This window comes from Agrobacterium sp. 22-214-1, from assembly GCF_053522465.1.
On record NZ_JBNWCK010000003.1, the window covers coordinates 208,738 to 228,291 of the forward strand.

The 19,554-nt window shown below is 60.0% G+C and carries 21 protein-coding genes; 15 read left to right on the forward strand and 6 right to left on the reverse strand.

Going from position 1 to position 19,554, the window contains the following annotated elements; genetic code table 11:
• The first annotated feature begins 189 nt into the window (after positions 1-189).
• Entirely contained in the window at positions 190-1,296 is a 1,107-nt protein-coding gene (locus ACQZ5G_RS13965; protein WP_059757467.1) for a calcium:cation antiporter, read from the forward strand.
• A gap of 204 nt (positions 1,297-1,500) precedes the next feature.
• Here ACQZ5G_RS13965 and ACQZ5G_RS13970 read toward each other — a convergent pair whose 3' ends face one another.
• Positions 1,501-2,703: a pyridoxal phosphate-dependent aminotransferase gene (locus tag ACQZ5G_RS13970; RefSeq protein ID WP_035263659.1), complete on the reverse strand. Its 1,203-nt coding sequence runs from the start codon at positions 2,701-2,703 to the stop codon at positions 1,501-1,503.
• 211 nt (positions 2,704-2,914) lie between these two features.
• On the opposite strand from ACQZ5G_RS13970, the gene ACQZ5G_RS13975 reads away from it, so the two are divergent.
• From ACQZ5G_RS13975 to ACQZ5G_RS13990, 4 genes are all read left to right on the forward strand, one after another.
• Complete coding sequence (locus tag ACQZ5G_RS13975) at positions 2,915-3,841, forward strand: EAL domain-containing protein (RefSeq protein WP_448736552.1); 927 nt, start codon at positions 2,915-2,917, stop codon at positions 3,839-3,841.
• Positions 3,842-3,987: 146 nt separating this feature from the next.
• Positions 3,988-4,299 (forward strand): hypothetical protein, encoded by a 312-nt coding sequence (locus tag ACQZ5G_RS13980; RefSeq protein ID WP_448736551.1) that lies wholly within the window; start codon positions 3,988-3,990, stop codon positions 4,297-4,299.
• A gap of 151 nt (positions 4,300-4,450) precedes the next feature.
• Complete coding sequence (locus ACQZ5G_RS13985; protein ID WP_035263654.1) at positions 4,451-5,353, forward strand: DMT family transporter; 903 nt, start codon at positions 4,451-4,453, stop codon at positions 5,351-5,353.
• Between the two features lie 444 nt (positions 5,354-5,797).
• Positions 5,798-6,013, forward strand: a complete 216-nt coding sequence (locus tag ACQZ5G_RS13990; RefSeq protein ID WP_003494703.1) for a cold-shock protein — start codon at positions 5,798-5,800, stop codon at positions 6,011-6,013.
• A gap of 145 nt (positions 6,014-6,158) precedes the next feature.
• Here the strand turns inward: ACQZ5G_RS13990 and ACQZ5G_RS13995 are convergent, their stop codons facing one another.
• Complete coding sequence (locus ACQZ5G_RS13995; RefSeq protein WP_003522863.1) at positions 6,159-6,803, reverse strand: MBL fold metallo-hydrolase; 645 nt, start codon at positions 6,801-6,803, stop codon at positions 6,159-6,161.
• A 231-nt stretch (positions 6,804-7,034) separates the two neighbouring features.
• On the opposite strand from ACQZ5G_RS13995, the gene ACQZ5G_RS14000 reads away from it, so the two are divergent.
• The 4 genes from ACQZ5G_RS14000 to ACQZ5G_RS14015 all read left to right on the forward strand — a co-directional run bounded on the left by ACQZ5G_RS14000 (position 7,035) and on the right by ACQZ5G_RS14015 (position 10,510).
• Positions 7,035-7,634: a DUF1236 domain-containing protein gene (locus ACQZ5G_RS14000; RefSeq protein WP_003522864.1), complete on the forward strand. Its 600-nt coding sequence runs from the start codon at positions 7,035-7,037 to the stop codon at positions 7,632-7,634.
• Between the two features lie 242 nt (positions 7,635-7,876).
• Positions 7,877-8,383, forward strand: coding sequence for a MarR family transcriptional regulator (locus ACQZ5G_RS14005; RefSeq protein ID WP_035239445.1), 507 nt, complete (start codon positions 7,877-7,879; stop codon positions 8,381-8,383).
• A gap of 2 nt (positions 8,384-8,385) precedes the next feature.
• Positions 8,386-9,099 carry a response regulator gene (locus tag ACQZ5G_RS14010; protein ID WP_003522866.1) on the forward strand — a complete coding sequence of 238 codons (714 nt, stop codon included), beginning with the start codon at positions 8,386-8,388 and terminating at the stop codon, positions 9,097-9,099.
• A 31-nt stretch (positions 9,100-9,130) separates the two neighbouring features.
• Positions 9,131-10,510 (forward strand): ATP-binding protein, encoded by a 1,380-nt coding sequence (locus ACQZ5G_RS14015; RefSeq protein ID WP_003522867.1) that lies wholly within the window; start codon positions 9,131-9,133, stop codon positions 10,508-10,510.
• 172 nt (positions 10,511-10,682) lie between these two features.
• Here the strand turns inward: ACQZ5G_RS14015 and ACQZ5G_RS14020 are convergent, their stop codons facing one another.
• From ACQZ5G_RS14020 to ACQZ5G_RS14035, 4 genes are all read right to left on the reverse strand, one after another.
• The gene (locus ACQZ5G_RS14020) at positions 10,683-11,024 is read right to left on the reverse strand and encodes a tRNA-binding protein (protein WP_448736550.1); all 342 of its coding nucleotides are present in this window, start codon (positions 11,022-11,024) and stop codon (positions 10,683-10,685) included.
• 12 nt (positions 11,025-11,036) lie between these two features.
• Positions 11,037-11,855 carry a pyrroline-5-carboxylate reductase gene (proC, locus tag ACQZ5G_RS14025; RefSeq protein ID WP_448736549.1) on the reverse strand — a complete coding sequence of 273 codons (819 nt, stop codon included), beginning with the start codon at positions 11,853-11,855 and terminating at the stop codon, positions 11,037-11,039.
• A gap of 1 nt (position 11,856) precedes the next feature.
• The gene (locus ACQZ5G_RS14030; RefSeq protein ID WP_003522870.1) at positions 11,857-12,357 is read right to left on the reverse strand and encodes a type III secretion system chaperone family protein; all 501 of its coding nucleotides are present in this window, start codon (positions 12,355-12,357) and stop codon (positions 11,857-11,859) included.
• 428 nt (positions 12,358-12,785) lie between these two features.
• Positions 12,786-13,049 (reverse strand): accessory factor UbiK family protein, encoded by a 264-nt coding sequence (locus ACQZ5G_RS14035; protein WP_003522871.1) that lies wholly within the window; start codon positions 13,047-13,049, stop codon positions 12,786-12,788.
• Between the two features lie 308 nt (positions 13,050-13,357).
• Between ACQZ5G_RS14035 and lgt the strand changes: the two genes are divergently transcribed.
• The 6 genes from lgt (at position 13,358) to ACQZ5G_RS14065 (ending at position 19,378) form a co-directional block, all read left to right on the forward strand.
• Positions 13,358-14,170: a prolipoprotein diacylglyceryl transferase gene (lgt, locus tag ACQZ5G_RS14040; RefSeq protein ID WP_162936768.1), complete on the forward strand. Its 813-nt coding sequence runs from the start codon at positions 13,358-13,360 to the stop codon at positions 14,168-14,170.
• Positions 14,171-14,185: 15 nt separating this feature from the next.
• A complete protein-coding gene (locus tag ACQZ5G_RS14045; RefSeq protein WP_448736548.1) occupies positions 14,186-15,286 on the forward strand; it encodes a class I SAM-dependent methyltransferase in 1,101 nt (366 codons plus the stop codon).
• Positions 15,287-15,437: 151 nt separating this feature from the next.
• A complete protein-coding gene (gene pgeF / locus ACQZ5G_RS14050; RefSeq protein ID WP_448736547.1) occupies positions 15,438-16,232 on the forward strand; it encodes a peptidoglycan editing factor PgeF in 795 nt (264 codons plus the stop codon).
• A gap of 1 nt (position 16,233) precedes the next feature.
• On the forward strand, positions 16,234-17,385 hold the full coding sequence (locus ACQZ5G_RS14055) for a M24 family metallopeptidase (protein WP_425647015.1): 1,152 nt from the start codon (positions 16,234-16,236) through the stop codon (positions 17,383-17,385).
• An 89-nt stretch (positions 17,386-17,474) separates the two neighbouring features.
• Positions 17,475-18,224 (forward strand): hypothetical protein, encoded by a 750-nt coding sequence (locus tag ACQZ5G_RS14060; RefSeq protein ID WP_448736546.1) that lies wholly within the window; start codon positions 17,475-17,477, stop codon positions 18,222-18,224.
• A 221-nt stretch (positions 18,225-18,445) separates the two neighbouring features.
• Positions 18,446-19,378: a ribose-phosphate pyrophosphokinase gene (locus ACQZ5G_RS14065; protein ID WP_003522877.1), complete on the forward strand. Its 933-nt coding sequence runs from the start codon at positions 18,446-18,448 to the stop codon at positions 19,376-19,378.
• Positions 19,379-19,554: the final 176 nt, after the last annotated feature.

Below are 19,554 nucleotides of genomic sequence, written 5' to 3' on the forward strand. Positions count from 1 at the left end.
GTCCTCCTGTCTCGGTAGGCGACATGGCAACCACAACCGCGTTTCAAGCATTGCACCCGATGGGACACCGCGGCATGAGCAGCATGTCCTGCAACACCACTATCCTACCAAAAGCATTCAAGCGCAAATCCTGCTTGATCTGGGGGACGATACGTCACAGCCTGAGCCGATCAGGGGGAAGGGAAATCGATGGCGGGTTCTATTCTGAAACAGGAGCGCATGCTGCTGCTGGCAATACCGGCGGCAATCGTCGCCTATCTGGCCGAACATGCAATATTCGAAGCCGGAAAAACGGCGGCGCTCATCGCCGCGGTCGCGCTGATCGGGCTAATCGTTCTCGTCTCGATGCGGGTTGCCCATCACGCCGAAATCCTCGCCACCAAGGTCGGCGACCCTTACGGCACCATGATCCTGACGTTGTCGGCCGTCGCGGTTGAAGTGCTTATCCTCGCCATCATCATGAGCGAATCCAGTTCGCCCACTCTGGTGCGGGATACGATCTATTCCGCCGTGATGATCGACATCAACGGCATTCTCGGTCTCGCGGCGCTGCTCGGCGGTCTTCGCCACGGCGAGCAGCCCTATAATGACGATTCCGGCAAGACCTATGGCGTGATGATCCTCACCGCCATGGGTATTTCGATGATCGTGCCGGAATTCATCCCCAATGAAAGCTGGCATGTCTACTCCGCCTTCACCATCGTCGCGATGATCGCGCTTTACGCCCTGTTCCTCAAAATGCAGGTCGGCCCGCACAGCTATTTCTTCAGCTATGCCTATCCCCGCAAGGCGCATCCGGCCGGACAGGCATCGGACGGCCATGCGGAAGAGGAGGACGAAGGCAGCGTATCGCTCTCCATCGGCCTCATCATCGCCGGCGTGGTGCTGATCGGTGTGCTGGCGGAATTCATGTCGGCCTTCTTAAGCGAAAGCCTCGAGGGCACCAGCGCGCCGCCGGCGCTGATGGCGGTGGTGGTGGCGACGATCTCGGCATCGCCGGAAATCCTCACCGCGCTCCGCTCCGCCTTGCGCAACCGCATGCAGGCCGTGGTCAATATCGCCATGGGCGCATCGCTGTCGACGGTCATCCTCACCGTGCCCGTCATGGAGGGTATCGCGCTTTATACCGGCCAGCCTTTCATCATGGCGATGACGCCGGTTCAGACCGTCATGGTCTTCATTACCCTCATCGCCGCCGCCATCAATCTCAATGACGGTGAGACCAACGCGATCGAAGGAATGACGCATTTCATTCTCTTCGCCACCTTCATCATGCTGCTGTTTCTGGGGCTTTGACCAAAACGAAAAAAGCCCGGCATCGCTGGCCACGACACAACGTCATCCTTGGGCTTGTCCCAAGGATCTAATCACGCCCAAATAAATCTCGACGTTGCAGATGCTCGGGACAGGCCCGAGCATGACGGCGGAAAGCTTACGGCACTTTGAAAACAAAAAAGCCCGGCATCGCTGCCGGGCTTCTTCATTTGAGATCGCAACCGATCAGCGGCAATCGGCGCAGAAGCGCTGGATGCGCTTGCAGGCCTCTTCCAGCAGCGCTTCCGACGTGGCGTAGGAGATGCGGAAGTTCGGGCCGAGGCCGAAAGCCGATCCCTGCACGACGGCGACGCCTTCGGCTTCCAGAAGCTCGGAAACGAAATCCGTATCCGTCTCGATGACCTTGCCCGACGGCGCGGTCTTGCCGATCAGGCCGGCGCAGGACGGATAAACGTAGAATGCGCCTTCCGGAGCCGGGCAGCTGATGCCCTTCGCCTGGTTGAGCATGGAGACGACGAGATCGCGGCGGCCTTCGAAGATTTTCTTGTTGGCCGGAATGAAATCCTGCGTGCCGTTCAAGGCTTCGACAGCGGCCCATTGCGCAATCGAGCTTGCGCCCGAGGTCTGCTGGCCCTGGATCATGTCCATGGCCTTGATCAGCGGCAGCGGGCCGGCAGCGTAACCGATACGCCAGCCGGTCATGGCATAGGCCTTGGAGACGCCGTTCATCGTCAGCGTGCGGTCATAGAGCGAAGGCTCGACCTCGACCGGCGTGACGAATTTGAAATCGCCATAGGTCAGGTGCTCATACATGTCGTCCGTCAGCACCCAGACATGCGGATGCTTGACCAGCACATCGGTCAGCGCCTTCAGCTCGTCATGCGAATAGGCGGCGCCCGAGGGGTTGGACGGCGAGTTGAACACGAACCACTTGGTCTTCGGCGTGATCGCCTTTTCCAGCGCTTCCGGCTTCAGCTTGAAATTGTCTTCCAGCGTGGCGTCGACGAAAACCGGCGTACCGCCGCAGATCGCCACCATTTCCGGATAGCTGACCCAGTAGGGCGCCGGAATGACGACCTCATCGCCGGGGTTCAGGGTGGCCATGAAGGCGTTGAAGAGGATCTGCTTGCCGCCCGTGCCGACAATCGTCTGCTCCGGCTTGTAGTCCAGACCGTTTTCACGCTTGAACTTGTCGGCAATGGCCTTGCGCAGTTCCGGAATACCCGAAACCGGCGTGTATTTCGTTTCGCCGCGCTTGATGGCGTCGATGGCCGCTTCCTTGATATTTTCGGGCGTATCGAAATCCGGCTCGCCGGCGCCAAGGCTGATCACATCGCGGCCCTTCGCTTTCAGCTCACGGGCTTTCTGGGTAACGGCGATGGTGGCGGATGGCTTTACGCGGGAGAGAATGTCGGCAAGGAAGGCCATTTTTAATCGGTCCTATTGGGGTTGACATCGGCAGAGGTTGGAAAACTTGTCATCTGCGGCATTTTCTATGTCGAAAGACAGGCCTTCTTTCAAGGTCAAAAGCCGGCTTATGTGCTGCATCGCAGAATTTAAACCTTCCTTAACCCGGAAGTAACGCTTGATACGCTACATTCGCGAGCCTAGAGGTCGTGTCTCTATAGCTGGTTGAAAAATGGCGCTCAAAAGCATCTTTTCCAGTCTTGTCCGCGAGGTCGATGGCACATGGTCCACGGCCTATAGCACCTTCAACCTGAAATCGGCCCTGCAGCCCATTTTCCGCCGCACGGCGAGCGGTATTCTCGACATCGATTCCTTCGAGGGTCTGGTGCGTCCCCATCGCAATGGCGAGCCGGTGACGCCGGGCGAATTTTTCTCGCTGGTCGCGCCGGAAGATATCGAAAATATCGACAGCATCCTGCGCACGATCCACATTCTCAACACCGGCAGGCTCAACCGGTCCCGCGCCCGCATCTTCGTCAACTTCCATCCGGGCCTGTTCCAGACCCCGGCCAAGATGCGCCAGGAAGTGGAGCGCATGCGTCTTGCCGCCCACGAAGCCGGCATGACGGCGGATCGCATCGTCTGCGAAATCTCCGAGAAAAAAGCCTCCGACACGCAGATGGTCGCCGACTTCGCCTACCACATGCACGATATCGGCTTTCGCGTGGCGCTCGATGACTACGGCGCCGGCGATTCCGACATCGACCGGGTGAAGCTCATCAAGCCGGACTATGTGAAATTCGAAGCCGGCTGGGTACGCGATTTCATGCAGAATTCGGCGGGTGCTGCCCTTCTGCGCGTCATCGTCAGCCAGTTTCGCGCCGATGGCATAGAGCCGGTCTTCGAAGGGCTGGAGGCCGCGTGGCAGGTCGATCTGTGCGAAGAACTCGGCGTCCTGTTGATGCAGGGCTACGTGCTGGCAAAGCCCGAACTTGCCCCGACCAGTTTCGACACACGTTTCCCGGAACTCGGCAATGAATATTTCGCCCGGTCAAGGGCGGAAAGAGGCCCTGCGCCACCGGCATTTTTCCGGGAAGAACGCCCCGCCGATCCGCACCCGCTGCGCCAGACCCGAACCTTCGGAAAACGCGGTCTCTGACGCCAAACCCGCCCGAACGGCTCTCCTGACCGGCTTTGCCACAATATTGCCGCAATAAATGCCGCGGAACGCCAGAATTCGGTCTCCAAGCCGTCCATTTCGAAGCCTCTTTTATCCTTTAAGAACAGGGACAAGAGGCGACAGCCATGTTTACCAACGATCGGACTTCCGTTGAAAGGTTAAGGGCGCAGAGAACGCTGTTTTCCCTCTGGATGGCCGTTGCGGCTTTTCTTGTCATCGTCACCATGGCCGCCGGCATCGCAACCTCGGCCAATGCGGCTGCCCAGGCAATCGATACGCTGCATACTTCCGCCATTCCGCAGGTGGCAGCGACGACGAAAGCGAGCCCCCACATCCTGCTCATCGTCCTTTCGGCCGCGGCTTTCATCGGCCTCGGCATTGGCGGCCTGACGCTCACCCGGCGCAGCCTGAAGGACGAGGCCCGCCGCTACAAATAAGCGGCCCTTCCCTCGACTTGCGGCATCGGCAGGTTGCTGCTAAAGCACCCGGAAACAGTCATCCGCATTGCGGATCGATATTTCAAAAATCCCCGAATTACCACGGCCGCGACTGAATGATCTTCCGGCCCTGTCGTGCTGGTGCCAACTAATGACGCGTATTCAGGCCAATATGCTGCTTCTGCTCGCCGCAGCAATCTGGGGAGGCGGCTTCGTTGCGCAATCCTCCGCCATGGCCTCTATCGGCCCGTTCTGGTTCGTCGGCCTGCGTTTCGCCATCGCCGCCATCGCCGTGCTGCCCTTCGCGCTCATGGAAACACGGTCGCTGAAATCGCCGCCGCGCCGGCGCGAAATCGGCAGCTTCATCCTCGTGGGTCTCGCCCTGTTCGGCGGCGCCACCACCCAGCAGGTTGGGCTCCTGACCACGACCGTCACCAATTCCAGCTTCCTGACCGGGCTTTACGTCATCTTCGTACCCGTGATCGCCGTCGTGCTTTACCGCCGTCATCCCCATTGGATCGTCTGGCCATGCGCGCTGATGATGCTGGGCGGCATATTCCTGCTCTCCGGCGGCGCATTCGAGGCGCTGACCACGGGCGATATTCTCAGCATCATCTGCGCGTTCTTCTGGGCGATCCAAATCACGCTGGCCGGGCGCTTCGTTTCCGAAAGCGGAAGGCCGCTGGCGCTTTCCTGCACCCAGTTCGCCGTTTGCTCCCTTCTTAGTTGCATGATCGGCGTCGTGTTCGAACCGATCAGCATGGCCTCCATCGAGGCATCGCTGGCGGAAATCCTCTATGTCGGCCTCGTCTCCTCCGGCCTCGCCTTCGTGCTGCAGGTCATCGGCCAGCGTTACACCACCGCCCCGCAGGCCGCGATATTCCTGTCCTCGGAAGCGCTTTTCGGCGCTTTGCTGGCTTCGGTGTTCCTGAAGGAAACCATTTCAAGCGCCGGCTATATCGGCTGCCTGATCATATTCGTCGCGATCCTCATCGTGGAACTGGTGCCGGAACTGACGCGCAAACGGCAAAAATCCATGGCTGGAGCGGCCTGACGCAAAAAGAACTTATTTTTCTCTTTCCGCCATAAATTCAAATAGGGCATTCAAATTTTGCCGTGAAATCCTTCGGCAAACGGCAATTATTTCATCAACTGTCACTTCTGCGGAAAAAATATGCGATTGCACGATGTTATTCTACCGCAGGTTTTTTATCTGACAAAAAGCCCGTGAAAACTTTTGCTTGCCAATTTTCGATAAACGCATCACTCTACCGCGGTTCGGGCAATTTGCGAGCATGGGAAGGCCTATAATTTTGCGCACTGGGGACGCTATAAACCTCGGGCGGTGGGACGAAAAACGTTGGATGAGAACGCCATTACTTCCCGCTGCGAAGGTCCATTTTCTCAATAGTCAAAAACTGCCTGCCAACGCCCACGCGGGGCAAAACTGTAATGCTGCCTGTAGCTGAACGCGGGCAGAGCGAAAAGGACCTGATGCATGGCCGAAACTGGCACCGTAAAATTCTTCAATACAGACAAAGGCTTCGGCTTCATCAAGCCAGACAATGGTGGCGCTGATATCTTTGTTCACATCTCTGCCGTACAGGCTTCTGGCCTGTCCGGACTTTCAGAAAATCAGAAAGTGAGCTTCGACACGGAACCGGATCGTCGCGGCAAGGGGCCGAAGGCAGTCAATCTGCAGATTGCTGGCTGACCCTAAAACGGCTTTCTTTTCTAGTTGAAGCCCGGCAGGAATGCCGGGTTTTTTTGTGCGATGCTGCAGGCCTTAGAGCATTTCCAGGAAAAGTGGAATCCGGTTTTCCGTCTGGAAATGCGAAAAAACTATAATGGGCCGGCGCTCAGAGCCCCTTGAGATAGGGGTTGGTGAGCCGTTCCTCGCCCAGCCGTCCACCCGGACCATGGCCGCAGATGAAACCGACATCGTCACCCAGCGGCAAAAGCTTGTCGCGAATGGACGCCATCAATTGCTCATGGTTTCCGCCCGGCAGGTCCGTGCGCCCCACCGATCCCGAAAACAGCACGTCGCCGACATGGGCGAAGTTCTGGTCGCGGTTGTAATATATGACGTGGCCGGGCGCATGGCCCGGGCAATGATAGACTTCGAAGACATGATCCCCGAAGGATACCCTGTCGCCGTCCTTCAGCCATTTATCGGGCGCGACGTTCCGAAGACCGCTAATCCCGTATTTTTCGGCCTGCGCCTCAACTCTTTCGAGCAAGGGACGGTCGTCCTCATGCGGCCCGATGACCGGCAGCGACAGCTTTTCACGCAGTTCATCGGCACCGCCGGCATGATCGAGATGCCCGTGCGTCAGCCAGATTTCCTTCAGCGTGATACCATTTTCAGACACGACCTGGAGAATGACGTCCACATCCCCACCGGGATCGACGACGACGCCCTCCTTGGTGTCCTGATCGAACAGGATGGTGCAATTCTGCTCGAAGGGCGTGACCGGAATAATGCCCGCCTGCAATTTTCCCATATCCTGTGTCTCCTGTCTGAAAGCTCCCGCCTCCTATAGCCCGCGACCGGGTGTGGCACAATGGCGGCGGAAAAGACGCCGGCTTCCGGCGGCTTAAGCAGTCTAAAAATCGAATTAGAAACAGTGAGATAGCACTAAATCTTCGGCTAATGGCGGGAATTGCCGGCAAAAAATGTGGAACGCCCCGATGGTTGCGACGTTCTAGCTCCAGTCTTGAAAGGAGTGAGACACATGGACAAGACGCTTAAAATGCTCATGGCTGGCGGCGCCTTCGCCTTGATGGCCGGTTTCGCGAACGCCGCCATGGTCGCCACCACCGCATCGGATATTTCCGTTCGCTCAGGCCCCGGTGAAGACTATCCCGAAGTGGGACTGGCCACCCGCGGCAGCAATGCGGTTCTGGATGGCTGCATGGAAGGCAGCAGCTGGTGCCGGATCGAAGTCAACGGCCTGCGCGGCTGGGCCCATGCCGATTATCTGAATGTCATGTATGAGGGCTCGCCGGTCATTCTCGAACAGCGCCGCTCGGAACTCAGCGTGCCGGTCGTGACCTATGAAAAGACCTCGAGCGTACAGGCCGAACCCAATCCCGGCGATCCGAACCTCGGCCGCGTCGGCGAGGTGGACCCGCCGCAATCGGTGATGACCTATATTGACGAACATCCCGCAGACACCGTCACCTATGATGGCGACATAGCCGTCGGTAGTGTGTTGCCGTCGGATACACGTCTCGTTGAAATTCCGGACTATCAATATCGTTATGTCCGGGTGAACGATGTGCCGGTTCTGGTCGAACCTTCGACGCGACGGATCGTCTACGTCTATCAGTAAACGCACGACCGGACATCAAGAGACGGATGAAGAGCGCGGAGTTTCCGCGCTCTTTTCTATTTCCGGTAAAGGCCACTCAGGATTCCAGTTGCACCCGCACCCGCGCCATATTATCCACCGCAACAGAAAATGATCGCGGCATTCTCCCGAGCGGACGCATTTTCGGCTATGTTTACAGAATATTGGCGCATCGACGCCTGTCAGCCTATGATCAGACAGCCGCAGAATATGAAGGAACCGCAGTGCCACCGCAATCGCTCAAAACCGCAGCCGTCAGGCAGACACCGGCACTCCCGAAGGTTGACGACGGCAAGATCGACTTCGACACGATCGAGGCGCTGTTTTTCGCCTATCGCGATTTTGTCTCCGATCCCGATGTCATTCTGTCGAAACTGGAATATGGGCGGGCGCATCACCGGGTGGTCTATTTCGTCAGCCGGCAGCCGGGCATGACGGTGGCGGATCTGCTCGATACGCTGCAGATTACCAAGCAGAGTCTTGCCCGTGTGCTGAAGCAATTGATCGACGACGGTTACATCCGCCAGATGGCGGGCCCGGAAGACCGCCGCCAGCGCAGGCTTTACCCCACGCTCACGGGTCGCGAACTGGCGCTGGCGCTGAGCGAGCCGCAATCGCGCCGCATCGACCGCGCGTTGGAAGGTCTCGGGCCGGACGCCCGCGCCTGCGTGCGCAAGTTCCTGGCGCAGATGCGCAGCCCGACGACGACCACCACCGTGGAGGACGAGTGACGATGGCGACAGCACCCACAAAACGTCCACCGGCGGATGACGATGCGGCCCACCTCCTGATCGTCGACGACGATGCCCGCATTCGCGATCTCCTGCAGCGCTTTCTGGGCGACAAGGGCTATCGCATCTCCGTGGCTGCCGATGCGGCCGAAGCCCGGCGCAAAATGGTGGGCATCCGTTTCGATCTGCTCATCCTCGACGTGATGATGCCGGGCGAAAACGGGCTTTCGCTGACCCGCTCGCTGAACGAGGACAAATCCGTGCCGGTCATCCTTCTGACCGCCCGCTCGGAAGCGGATTCGCGCATCGCCGGGCTGGAAGCGGGTGCGGACGATTATCTCGCCAAACCCTTCGACCCGCGCGAGCTCGTCCTTCGCATCAACAATATCCTGCGGCGCAATACCTCGCCCGATACGCCCAAGATCGAACAGATCATGTTCGGCCCCTACAGCTTCTCTATCCCCAAAAAGGAATTGCGGCGCGGCCCCGAAACGATCCGCCTGACGGATCGCGAACAGGAGATCATGCTGCTTTTTGCGCTGCGTGCCGGCGATACCATTCCCCGCCATGAGTTGGTGGAAGCGGAATCGGAAGTGGGCGAAAGAACCATCGACGTGCAGATCAACCGTCTTCGCCGAAAGATCGAGGACGACCCTGCCAATCCTGTCTATCTGCAAACGGTGCGCGGCATCGGTTACCGCCTGAGCGTGGACTGACGAGCACCCAACGAAGGGCGAACGCACGGCCATGGCGAGCCTCGATTTTCTCAGCACGGTCAGAAACAGCGGCGCGGCCAAGGCCTGGCGCATGTCCGGCAGATGGCTGCGCCACTGGCTGCCGACCGGCCTCTACACCCGCTCGCTGCTCATCATCATCCTGCCGATGATCCTGCTTCAGGCCGTGGTCGCGGCCGTCTTCATGGAACGCCACTGGCAGCTCGTGACGGAACGCCTCTCCTCCGCCGTGACGCGCGATATCGCCGCGATCATCGAGCTGCTGCAGACGGACCCGGAGGAAGACGACTATCAGCGCGTCATCCGCATCGCCCGCGACAAGCTGGATCTCAGCGTCTATATCGAACCGAAGACAGACCTGCCGGCCCCAAGACCGGAGCCGCTGTTTTCGATCCTCGACAGGATTCTGGCGGATCAGTTAACGCAGCAGATCGGCCGACCGTTCTGGATCGATACCTATGGCAACGGCTCGCTGGTGGAAATCCGCATCCAGCTCGAAGACAAGACCCTGCGCGTCTTCACCCGCCGCAGTTCGGCCTATGCATCCAACACGCATATCTTCCTTGTCTGGATGGTCGGGGCATCGCTGGTGCTGATCGCCATCTCCATCCTCTTCCTGCGCGGGCAGATCAAACCCATCGAAGCGCTCGCCAAGGCGGCAGAAAACTTCGGCAAGGGCCAGAAGATCAGCGGCTATTCCCCGCGCGGTGCGGACGAGGTGCGGCGCGCCGGCCTCGCCTTCATTCTGATGCGCGAGCGTATCGAGCGGCAGATGGAGCAGCGCACCGCCATGCTGAACGGCGTCAGCCACGACCTGCGCACCATCCTCACCCGCTTCAAACTGCAACTGGCGCTCGCGGGCGACAATCCCGACCTCGAGGGGCTCGACAAGGATGTCGAGGACATGCAGTCGATGCTGGAAGCCTATCTGACCTTTGCCCGTACCGATGTCGAAGAGGATGTCGGCACGCTGGAGCTTCCAGCCCTTCTTGAAAAAATCGGCCATGATTTCGAGCTGCACGGCAAGAAATTCAGCTACGAGCTTTATAATATCGAGCGGATCATCGCGCGGCCGAATGCGCTGTCCCGGCTCGTCGCCAATCTGGCCGAAAATGCACGGCGCTACGCCGGCAATCTCCACATCGATATCCGCAAGGCGCCGCGTTCCATCATCATGACATTCGACGATGACGGGCCGGGCATTCCGGAGAATTCACGCGAGGATGTGTTCAAGCCGTTCTTCCGGCTGGACGAGGCGCGCAACCTCAATGCTTCGGGCACCGGCCTTGGCCTTTCCATCGTCCGCGATATCGCCCGCAGCCACGGCGGCGATGTGACGCTCGATGAAAGCCCGATGGGTGGATTGCGGGTAATCGTCAAAATTCCGGCTTAGAGTTTTTTCGCTTTTCCTCGAATCGCGAAAACACTCTAACTCCTTGTTTCGGCGCATTTCCGGACGGAAAACCGGGCTCCACTTTTCCTGGAAATGCTCTAGAGCACCGGGTCGAAAAGTGTGACCCGGACTTGCCGTTTCCGTCACTCCGGCACTGAGCCGTCGTGTTCCATCAGCACATTTTCTCGCCGTTCGGCACCGGGCGCTCGACGGCGGCAAGCACGATATCGCCATTGGCATCGGCAAAACCGAGCGTCAGGACCTCAGACCGGAAAGGGCCGATCTGGCGCGGCGGAAAATTCACCACGCCCAGAACCCGCCGGCCGACAAGGCTATCCAGCGTATAATGCACCGTGATCTGCGCCGAGGATTTCTTGACGCCGATCTCCGGCCCGAAATCGATCTTCACCTTGAAGGCAGGCTTACGCGCCTCGGGAAAAGGCTCGGCTTCGATGATGGTGCCGACGCGGATATCGACCTTCTCGAAATCGGCATAGGAAATTTCACCGCTCATGGCCCACCCCTTTCAGCCCGCCAGTTCTTCGGCGCGCGTTTTTGCGGCAGCGACCGCCCTGTCGAACAGGGGCTGCATGCCGTCTTCGGCCATCAAAACGGAGAGCGCCGCAGCCGTGGTGCCGCCCGGCGAGGTCACATTCTGGCGCAGGCGCGCCGCCTCGTCGGAGGACTGATGCAGCAGTTCGCCGGCGCCGGCCACGGTTTCGCGCGCCAGACGCATGGCCACATCCGCAGGCAGACCGGCCTTGCGGCCGGCTTCGGCCATGCATTCCACCAGATAGAAGACATAGGCCGGGCCGCTTCCCGAAACCGCGGTCACCGCGTCGATATCGCTTTCGGCATCCACCCATTCGACCGGGCCGCTGACTTTCAGCAGCCCGTCCACCACCGTTTTAAGCTCCGGCGTCACCAGCTCGTTGGCATAGGCACCCGTGACGCCACGGCCGACCATGGCCGGTGTGTTGGGCATGGCCCGCACGGCGGCAACCTTGCCGAAATGCGAAACGAACGTGCCGATGGTGGTGCCCGCCGCAATCGAAACGACGACCGTATCCGGGCCCAGCAGGGGTTTCAGTGAGGGCAGCACGGCTTCCATCATCTGCGGCTTCACCGCCACGAAAAGAATACCGGCCTTCACGCCCTCGGGCACGCTTTCGCTATGGGCGGCTCCAGCTTCCGCAATCGTCGTCCGCATGGCGTCGGAAGGGCGCGGATCGATGACGATGACCTGCGATCCCGGCACGCCCTTTTTCAGCCAGCCTGAAAGCAGAGCGCCGCCCATATTGCCGGCGCCCACCAGGACGAGCGGCCCGGAAGCCTTATATACCATCTTACGCTTCTCCGACGGTCTCGAACATGACCGCTTCGATTGCACTTTTCGCATCCAGACCCGACCAGACGACGAACTGGAATGCCTGATAATATTGTTCGCAGGCCTCCAGCGCGCTGGAAAGCAGCACTTCCACCTGCTGGTTGTTCGGTTCGGCGCCGCCCGCCAGAAGCAGGGACTGGCGAAAGATCACCACATCCTCCTGCCGCCACAGATCGAAATGCCCCATCAGCACCTGACCGTTGACCTGAGAGAGCAGACGAATGACTTCGTTGACGCGCTGGTCCGGCACCTTGATGTCGAAGGCGCAGGCAAGATGCAGTGCCTCGAACTCTTCCATCCATGAAAAGGAGACGTGATAATCGGCCCAGTGACCGGCGACAGTCATGGCGATCTCATCTTCGCCCGAACGTTCGAACGACCAGTCGTTCGAGGCGGCGACGATCTCGATCATGTCCACGGGATTGGACTGACGCTCAATTTCAAATTCTATCAGACTCATGCGGCACCTTCTCAGCCGGTAGGAATGTCCTGTTTTGAACGCCGGGCACAAAACGCACATACAAACCGGGATAAACATTTGAGACGATTGCCCGACACCACCAGAATTACGCATTCACCCTGTCTGGAGCTTACCAGGTCTTTTCGAATCATCATTTAAAATCAGTGTATAATGGCCGAGTCCTACTGCCACCCCTTCCCCGCCATTTTTGCTTTTTGAACAGTGGATATCTCCTCCCCCATCACCTCAGGCGAGATACATAAGCGACTCTGCCGATTGCGTTTTTTGGAAGTGTCCACAGGCCCCAAAAAATTCGCGCAGGAGGGACGTTTTTAACAACCGGGAGTCATTTCGGGCGGAATGGGCCGAAAACAAAAAGTCCCGGAATCGCAAGCGATCCGGGACCCATCGGAAAAAGCGTTAAAAAATCAGTCTTTGGCGGCGGAAAGCTTCGCTTCCAGAGCCTCGATGCGGGCGCGCAGCGCGTCGTTTTCATCACGCGCCTGAATGGCCATTTCGCGAACGGCATCGAATTCCTCGCGCCGGACGACGTCCAGACTGTTCAGCCAGCGATCCGCCTGGGCGTGAAAAGCGGCTTCGGCTTCCTTGCGCACACCCTGCGCCGCGCCGGCCGCATCGGTCATCAGCTTGGCGAATTCATCCAGAAAACGGTTGGTGCCTGTCGTGCTCATGGCGCTCATCCTTCGTCGGTTCAGGGGCATCGTCTTGCCCGCTGTTGCTAGCCTTCAGGTAGGCACTCCATCGCCGCCTTGCAAGCGAAATCGAAAAATCACAAGAGCTTGCATGGCCTTTGCTATCTTAAGCCGCAGCTTGAAGAATCACCTTGACCGCCGCCATCGCAATCGCCATTTTCCTTGGCGTCAGGGAGACCGGTGAGCATCATCGCCCGGCCCCTTGAGGCAATGGCTCGTTCCGTTGTCCGCCCCGCAACGATGACGGAATATACGGATTGTTAGCCGCTCCCACCCAACTCGCCATCATGCCCTTCCCCAATATCGATCCGGTAGCGCTGTCCCTTGGCCCGCTCTCGATCCACTGGTACGGCATCGCTTATGTCGCGGGCATCATGCTCGGCTGGTTTTATGCCCGTCGCCTCGCCCGCACGGATCGCCTGTGGCCGAACGAGACGTCGCCGATCTCGGCACAGCATCTTGACGATTTCATCCTCTGGGCAGCCGGCGGCATCGTGCTCGGCGGGCGCATCGGCTACATCCTCTTTTACGATCTCGCCGCGGTCGCCGCCAATCCCATCAGGGCAATTGAGATATGGAACGGCGGCATGTCGTTCCATGGCGGCCTGATCGGCACCACCATCGCCATGATCCTTTTCGCCCGCAAGAACGGCATTCCGGTCTGGAGCATGTTCGACGTCGTCGCGGCCGTAGCACCCATCGGCCTGCTGTTCGGGCGCATCGCCAATTTCATCAATGGCGAATTGTGGGGACGCATCGCCGACGTGCCATGGGCGGTCGTCTTCCCGACCGGCGGCCCCTTCGCGCGGCACCCGAGCCAGCTTTATGAAGCGGGTCTCGAAGGCCTCGTGCTCGTCATCGTTCTGGCAATCGCCATCTATGCCTTCAGGGCGCTGAAGACGCCCGGCGTCGTCACCGGCATCTTCGTCTGCGGTTACGCGCTGTCGCGCATCTTCGTGGAATTCTTCCGCGAGCCGGACGCACAGATCGGTTATCTCGCCGGCAACTGGCTGACCATGGGCATGGTACTCTCCACGCCCATGTTCGCTCTCGGCCTCTGGGCGGTTCTGCGGGCGCGCAGCGCGGCAAAAAGCGCCTGAACGGTATGACCCGCCATGACGACACCGCTCGCGCAACGCATCAAATCACTTATCCGGCTCAACGGTCCGCTTAGCGTTACCGACTTCTTCTCGCTCTGCCTCGCCGATCCGGAGCACGGTTACTACAGGAGCCGCGAGCCCTTCGGCCGTTCGGGCGATTTCATCACCGCACCTGAAGTCAGCCAGCTTTTCGGCGAAATGCTCGGCGTTTTCGTGGTCCACGCCTGGCAGAGGCACGGCGCCCCCATGGAAACGCAACTGGTGGAAATCGGCCCCGGCCGCGGCACCATGATGTCGGACATGCTGCGCGTCATCCGCCGCATCGCACCGCCGCTTTACGAGACGATGCGGGTGCATCTGGTGGAAACCAGCCCCCGCCTTTCCGCCATCCAGAAGGAAACGCTGGCTGCACATGCGGGCAGACTGACCTGGCATGACAGTTTCGACGACGTGCCGGAAGGTTTCCTGCTCCTCGTCGCCAACGAGCTTTTCGACGCCATTCCGATCCGGCAATTCATAAAGACGCCGCAGGGTTTTCGCGAACGGGTCGTCAGCCTCGACGCCAATGACGAACTTGTGTTCTCGACCGGGCTTGCCGGCATAGATCCGGCTTTGCTGCCGCCGCAGCCGGAACGGCAGCCGATTGGCACCATATTCGAGATTTCGCCTGCCCGCGAAGCCGTGATGACCGCGATCTGCCAGCGCCTCTCCGTCCATGGCGGCACGGCGCTCGCCATCGATTACGGCCATCTGGTCGCCGGTTATGGCGATACGTTGCAGGCCATGCGCAACCATGCCTTCGATCCGGCGCTTGCGCATCCCGGCGAAGCCGATCTCACTAGCCATGTCGATTTCGAAAGCCTCGTAAAAACGGCCAAAGCAACCGGCGTACACGTCAACGGCACCCTGAGACAGGGCGACTTTCTCTATGGCCTCGGTCTCAAGGAACGCGCCGCCGCGCTTGCCGCCAAGGCCACGCCGGACCAGACGCTGGAAATCGCCGAAGCGGTCAACCGCCTCGCCGGCGAAGGCGCCGGCAAGATGGGGGAACTTTTCAAGGTCATCGCCGTTTCAAGTCCCGCGCTTCATCTCCTGCCGTTTCGCGCGGTGGATTGACAGCGCAATCACCTCTGGGCCAACATCGCCGCGACACACGAAGCAGGCACACTGCATCACACACGCCGCGCAACGCCGCGGCAACCGGAAACATCTCGCTTAACCGCACCTCACTGGCCAACAGCGATATTCTCCAAGGAACTCCCGCACCATGCAGAACGCAACGCTGCCGCTCCCCATCCAGAGTCCCCTGCTCGCCGATTACAGCAAAAACCGTATCCGCCACGGTTTTTTCACCCGGCAGGGCGGGGTGTCGGAAGGGCTTTATCAGGGCCTCAATGTCGGCCTCGGCTCGCATGACGAACCGGAACGGGTGCAGGAAAACCGTCGGCGCGTAACGCAATGGTTCGGCCTGTCGGCGGAGCGCCTCGCCACCGTGCACCAGATCCATTCCCCCGATGTGCTCGTGGTCGATGAAACCTATGACGGCAGCCGCCCGCAGGCCGACGCCATGGTAACCGCGACACCGGGTTTCGTGCTTGGCGTGCTGAGCGCCGATTGCGGCCCGATCCTGTTTGCCGATGCGGAAGCCGGCGTCGTGGGTGCGGCCCATGCCGGCTGGAAAGGCGCGCTGTTCGGCGTGCTCGAAAACACCATCGAGACCATGACGACGCTCGGCGCCAGCCGGGAGCGCATCGCCGCCTCGCTCGGCCCTTCGATCAGTCAGAACAATTATGAGGTCGGTCCGGAATATGTGGCGCGTTTCACCGATATCGATTCGGCCTATGCGGATTATTTCGCCGGGACGGAAAGGCAAGGTCACGCATTGTTCGACCTCAAGCAATTCACCATCGACCGGCTGACGAAAGCCGGTGTGAAGGCGGAAAATCTCGGCCTCTGCACCTATCCCGACGAACATCGCTTTTATTCCTACCGCCGCACCACCCACCGCGCCGAACCCGATTATGGCCGGCAGATTTCCGCAATCGCAATTCTGGAGGACTGACATGGCCCTGCATTTCGAGCTTTCGGAATTCGATGCCCGCCGCGAGCGGCTGCTCGCGAAAATGGCCGAGGAGAAGCTGGACGCCCTTCTGCTTTTCGCGCAGGAAAGCATGTATTGGCTGACCGGCTATGACACGTTCGGCTACTGCTTCTTCCAGACGCTGGTGGTCAAATCGGACGGCTCCATGACGCTTCTGACCCGCTCCGCAGATCTGCGCCAGGCCCGCAATACCTCCATCATCGAGAATATCCTGATCTGGGTCGACCGGCCCAATGCCGACCCGACGCTCGATCTCAAGAACCTGCTGAGCGATCTCGACCTGCTGGGTGCAAAGATCGGCGTCGAATACGACACCCACGGCATGACCGGCCGCGTCGCCCGCCTGCTGGACAATCAGCTCGCCAGCTTCTGCCAGATGAGCGACGCTTCCTATCTGGTCAGTACCCTGCGGCTCGTCAAAAGCCCGGCCGAGATCGCCTATGCGCGCAAGGCGGGCCAATTGGCCGATGCGGCGCTGGACGCGGCGTTGCCGCTCATCAGGCCCGGCGCGGACGAGGCCGCGATCCTCGCGGCGATGCAGGAAGCGGTTCTGGCCGGCGGCGGCGATTACCCCGCCAATGAATTCATCGTCGGTTCCGGCGCGGATGCGCTGCTGTGCCGTTACAAGGCCGGCCGCCGCAGGCTCGACGCCAAGGATCAGCTGACGCTGGAATGGGCCGGTGTCAGCGCCCACTACCATGCCGCCATGATGCGCACGGTGGTGATCGGCGAACAGGATTTCCGCCAGAAGGAGCTTTACAGCGCCTGCCTGCAAAACCTCACCGCCATCGAAGAGGTGCTGCGGCCGGGCAAGACCTTCGGCGATGTCTTCGACGTCCATGCCCGCGTGATGGATGAACGCGGCTTGACCCGCCACCGGCTGAACTCCTGCGGTTATTCGCTGGGCGCGCGCTTCTCGCCGTCCTGGATGGAGCATCAGATGTTCCACGCCGGCAATCCGCAGGAGATCACCGCCGACATGACGCTCTTCGTGCATATGATCGTGATGGATTCCGATTCCGGCACGGCCATGACGCTCGGCCAGACATATCTGACCACGGAGGGCGCGCCGGAGCCGCTCTCGCGCCACAACCTCGATCTTCTCACAGCTTAAATCGCCGCCGGGTTTGACAGAGCGGGAAAACCGCCCTTACATTGCGCCACCTTGGGCAAGAAGGAGCGGAACATGAGAGGGAAAATCGCATGAGCCGGACGGGGTTCACCCCCCTTTTTCCGGCCATCATTGTTCCAGCGATGATGCTGGCCCTGTCAGGCTGCAACACGACGGAAGCGCTGACACCGCAGGTGGATGTCGGCCACAATGCCTCGCAATCGACACCCGTGACCCAGGGCGATCTCGACCAGATGGCCGCCGCCGCCGACCGCGCGCCCACGGGCGCTCCGGCAACCGCAACATCCGTTCCCGCCTATGCACCGCAAAACTCGTTGCAAGCGCAGGCACAGGCGCTGTCAAACGGCAGCCAGTACGGCGAGCCGCTTCGCCAGAACCAGACCGCAGCCCAGCCACCCGTCGCCGCTCAACCTGCACCCGCACAGCAGACGGCATCGCTTGCGCCCGCCTCTTCCGCAAACTCCATCCGCTTCCTGCCGATCATCGGAGCGCCGGTTCAGGCGGTGACGCCGCTGTCGCGCCAGCTCGGGGCCGAAGCGCGGGCGAAGGGGCTGACCATCCGGGCCTCCAACGACAATTCGGCCGAAAACATCCTGAAGGGATATTTCTCCGCCTTTGCCGATGGCGCCAAGGTCAATGTCGTCTACGTCTGGGACATTCTGGACGCCAATGGCGTGCGGCTTCACCGCCTGCAGGGGCAGGAAACGGTGGCGGCAAAAGGCAGCGATCCATGGGCCGCCGTGACCGACAGGGTCATGCAGGATATCGCTGCAAAAACGCTCAACGACTATTCGTCATGGAAGCAGTCTCAACAGGGATGAGGTGAAAACGGCGGGAGAAGTCACAGAGATTTCACGAAAATCATTGCGAAAGCGCGGAGTCCTCTTGCAATCGGAAGCAACAGCGCTATTAAGGCGCGCATGGCAACAAGGCGTATCCGGCAAAGGCTTTTCAGCCGGATGTTCCTCCCCTTGAACGACGCTTGGTTACGGTGGATTGAGCCCCGTGATGCAAGGCGATGGCATGGAAACAGGCGGCCGCAATGAAGGTTTTCGCAGGCAATTCGAACCGGCACCTTGCCGAAGCGATCTGCAAGTATCTTAACGTTCCTCTCGGAAATGCCACTGTAAAGCGGTTTGCTGACCAGGAAATATTCGTAGAAATCAGCGAGAACGTGCGCGGCGAAGACGTTTTCATCGTCCAGTCCACCTCCTTCCCGGCAAATGATCATCTGATGGAACTGCTCATCATGATCGACGCCATGCGCCGCTCCTCGGCAAAGCGCATTACCGCGGTGCTGCCCTATTTCGGTTACGCCCGCCAGGACCGCAAGGCCGGCCCCCGCACCCCGATTTCCGCCAAGCTCGTCGCCAATCTGATCACCGAAGCCGGCGCCGACCGCGTTCTCACCCTCGATCTCCATGCCGGCCAGATTCAGGGCTTCTTCGATATTCCCACCGACAATCTCTTCGCAGCGCCCATTCTGGCCCGCGACGTGAAGGACCATTACGACACCAACAATGTCATGGTCGTTTCGCCCGATGTCGGCGGCGTGGTTCGCGCCCGTGCACTCGCCAAGCGTCTCGACTGTCTTCTGGCCATCGTCGACAAGCGCCGTGACCGCCCGGGCGAATCCGAAGTCATGAACGTCATCGGCGATGTCTCCGGCAAGGACTGCATCCTCATCGACGACATCGTCGATTCCGGCGGCACGCTCTGCAACGCCGCTGAGGCGCTGCTGAAAAAGGGCGCCACCAGCGTCACCGCCTATATCACCCACGGCGTGCTTTCCGGCGGCGCGGTTGCCCGTGTTGCCTCCTCGAAGCTGCGCGAACTCGTCATCACCGACAGCATCCAGCCGACCACCGGTGTCCAGTCCGCGCATAATATCCGCGTGGTCAGCACCGCAGGCCTGCTCGGCGAAGCGATCAACCGCACCGCGCAGGAACAGTCGGTTTCCGGCCTGTTCGACTGAGAAGCTGCGGAAACCTCGGCAATCATTCTGGGGCTTGGCGAATTGCCGCCCGGTTTAGATTTCCGGGCAGGTTGCGCTCCATCTTGAAATCGCTGGTTCCCTCGACGTCATCCTCGGCCCTGTGCCGAGGACCTAATCATGTTGAATAAATCAACAGGTCGCAGATCCTCGGGGAC

Coding starts and splice junctions, on each gene's coding strand:
- ACQZ5G_RS13965 (WP_059757467.1), top strand. CDS start 190: ATGGCGGGTTCTATTCTGAAACAGGAGCGCATGCTGCTGCTGGCAATA.
- ACQZ5G_RS13970 (WP_035263659.1), bottom strand. CDS start 2,703: ATGGCCTTCCTTGCCGACATTCTCTCCCGCGTAAAGCCATCCGCCACC.
- ACQZ5G_RS13975 (WP_448736552.1), top strand. CDS start 2,915: ATGGCGCTCAAAAGCATCTTTTCCAGTCTTGTCCGCGAGGTCGATGGC.
- ACQZ5G_RS13980 (WP_448736551.1), top strand. CDS start 3,988: ATGTTTACCAACGATCGGACTTCCGTTGAAAGGTTAAGGGCGCAGAGA.
- ACQZ5G_RS13985 (WP_035263654.1), top strand. CDS start 4,451: ATGACGCGTATTCAGGCCAATATGCTGCTTCTGCTCGCCGCAGCAATC.
- ACQZ5G_RS13990 (WP_003494703.1), top strand. CDS start 5,798: ATGGCCGAAACTGGCACCGTAAAATTCTTCAATACAGACAAAGGCTTC.
- ACQZ5G_RS13995 (WP_003522863.1), bottom strand. CDS start 6,803: ATGGGAAAATTGCAGGCGGGCATTATTCCGGTCACGCCCTTCGAGCAG.
- ACQZ5G_RS14000 (WP_003522864.1), top strand. CDS start 7,035: ATGGACAAGACGCTTAAAATGCTCATGGCTGGCGGCGCCTTCGCCTTG.
- ACQZ5G_RS14010 (WP_003522866.1), top strand. CDS start 8,386: ATGGCGACAGCACCCACAAAACGTCCACCGGCGGATGACGATGCGGCC.
- ACQZ5G_RS14015 (WP_003522867.1), top strand. CDS start 9,131: ATGGCGAGCCTCGATTTTCTCAGCACGGTCAGAAACAGCGGCGCGGCC.
- ACQZ5G_RS14020 (WP_448736550.1), bottom strand. CDS start 11,024: ATGAGCGGTGAAATTTCCTATGCCGATTTCGAGAAGGTCGATATCCGC.
- proC (WP_448736549.1), bottom strand. CDS start 11,855: ATGGTATATAAGGCTTCCGGGCCGCTCGTCCTGGTGGGCGCCGGCAAT.
- ACQZ5G_RS14030 (WP_003522870.1), bottom strand. CDS start 12,357: ATGAGTCTGATAGAATTTGAAATTGAGCGTCAGTCCAATCCCGTGGAC.
- ACQZ5G_RS14035 (WP_003522871.1), bottom strand. CDS start 13,049: ATGAGCACGACAGGCACCAACCGTTTTCTGGATGAATTCGCCAAGCTG.
- lgt (WP_162936768.1), top strand. CDS start 13,358: ATGCCCTTCCCCAATATCGATCCGGTAGCGCTGTCCCTTGGCCCGCTC.
- ACQZ5G_RS14045 (WP_448736548.1), top strand. CDS start 14,186: ATGACGACACCGCTCGCGCAACGCATCAAATCACTTATCCGGCTCAAC.
- pgeF (WP_448736547.1), top strand. CDS start 15,438: ATGCAGAACGCAACGCTGCCGCTCCCCATCCAGAGTCCCCTGCTCGCC.
- ACQZ5G_RS14055 (WP_425647015.1), top strand. CDS start 16,234: ATGGCCCTGCATTTCGAGCTTTCGGAATTCGATGCCCGCCGCGAGCGG.
- ACQZ5G_RS14060 (WP_448736546.1), top strand. CDS start 17,475: ATGAGCCGGACGGGGTTCACCCCCCTTTTTCCGGCCATCATTGTTCCA.
- ACQZ5G_RS14065 (WP_003522877.1), top strand. CDS start 18,446: ATGAAGGTTTTCGCAGGCAATTCGAACCGGCACCTTGCCGAAGCGATC.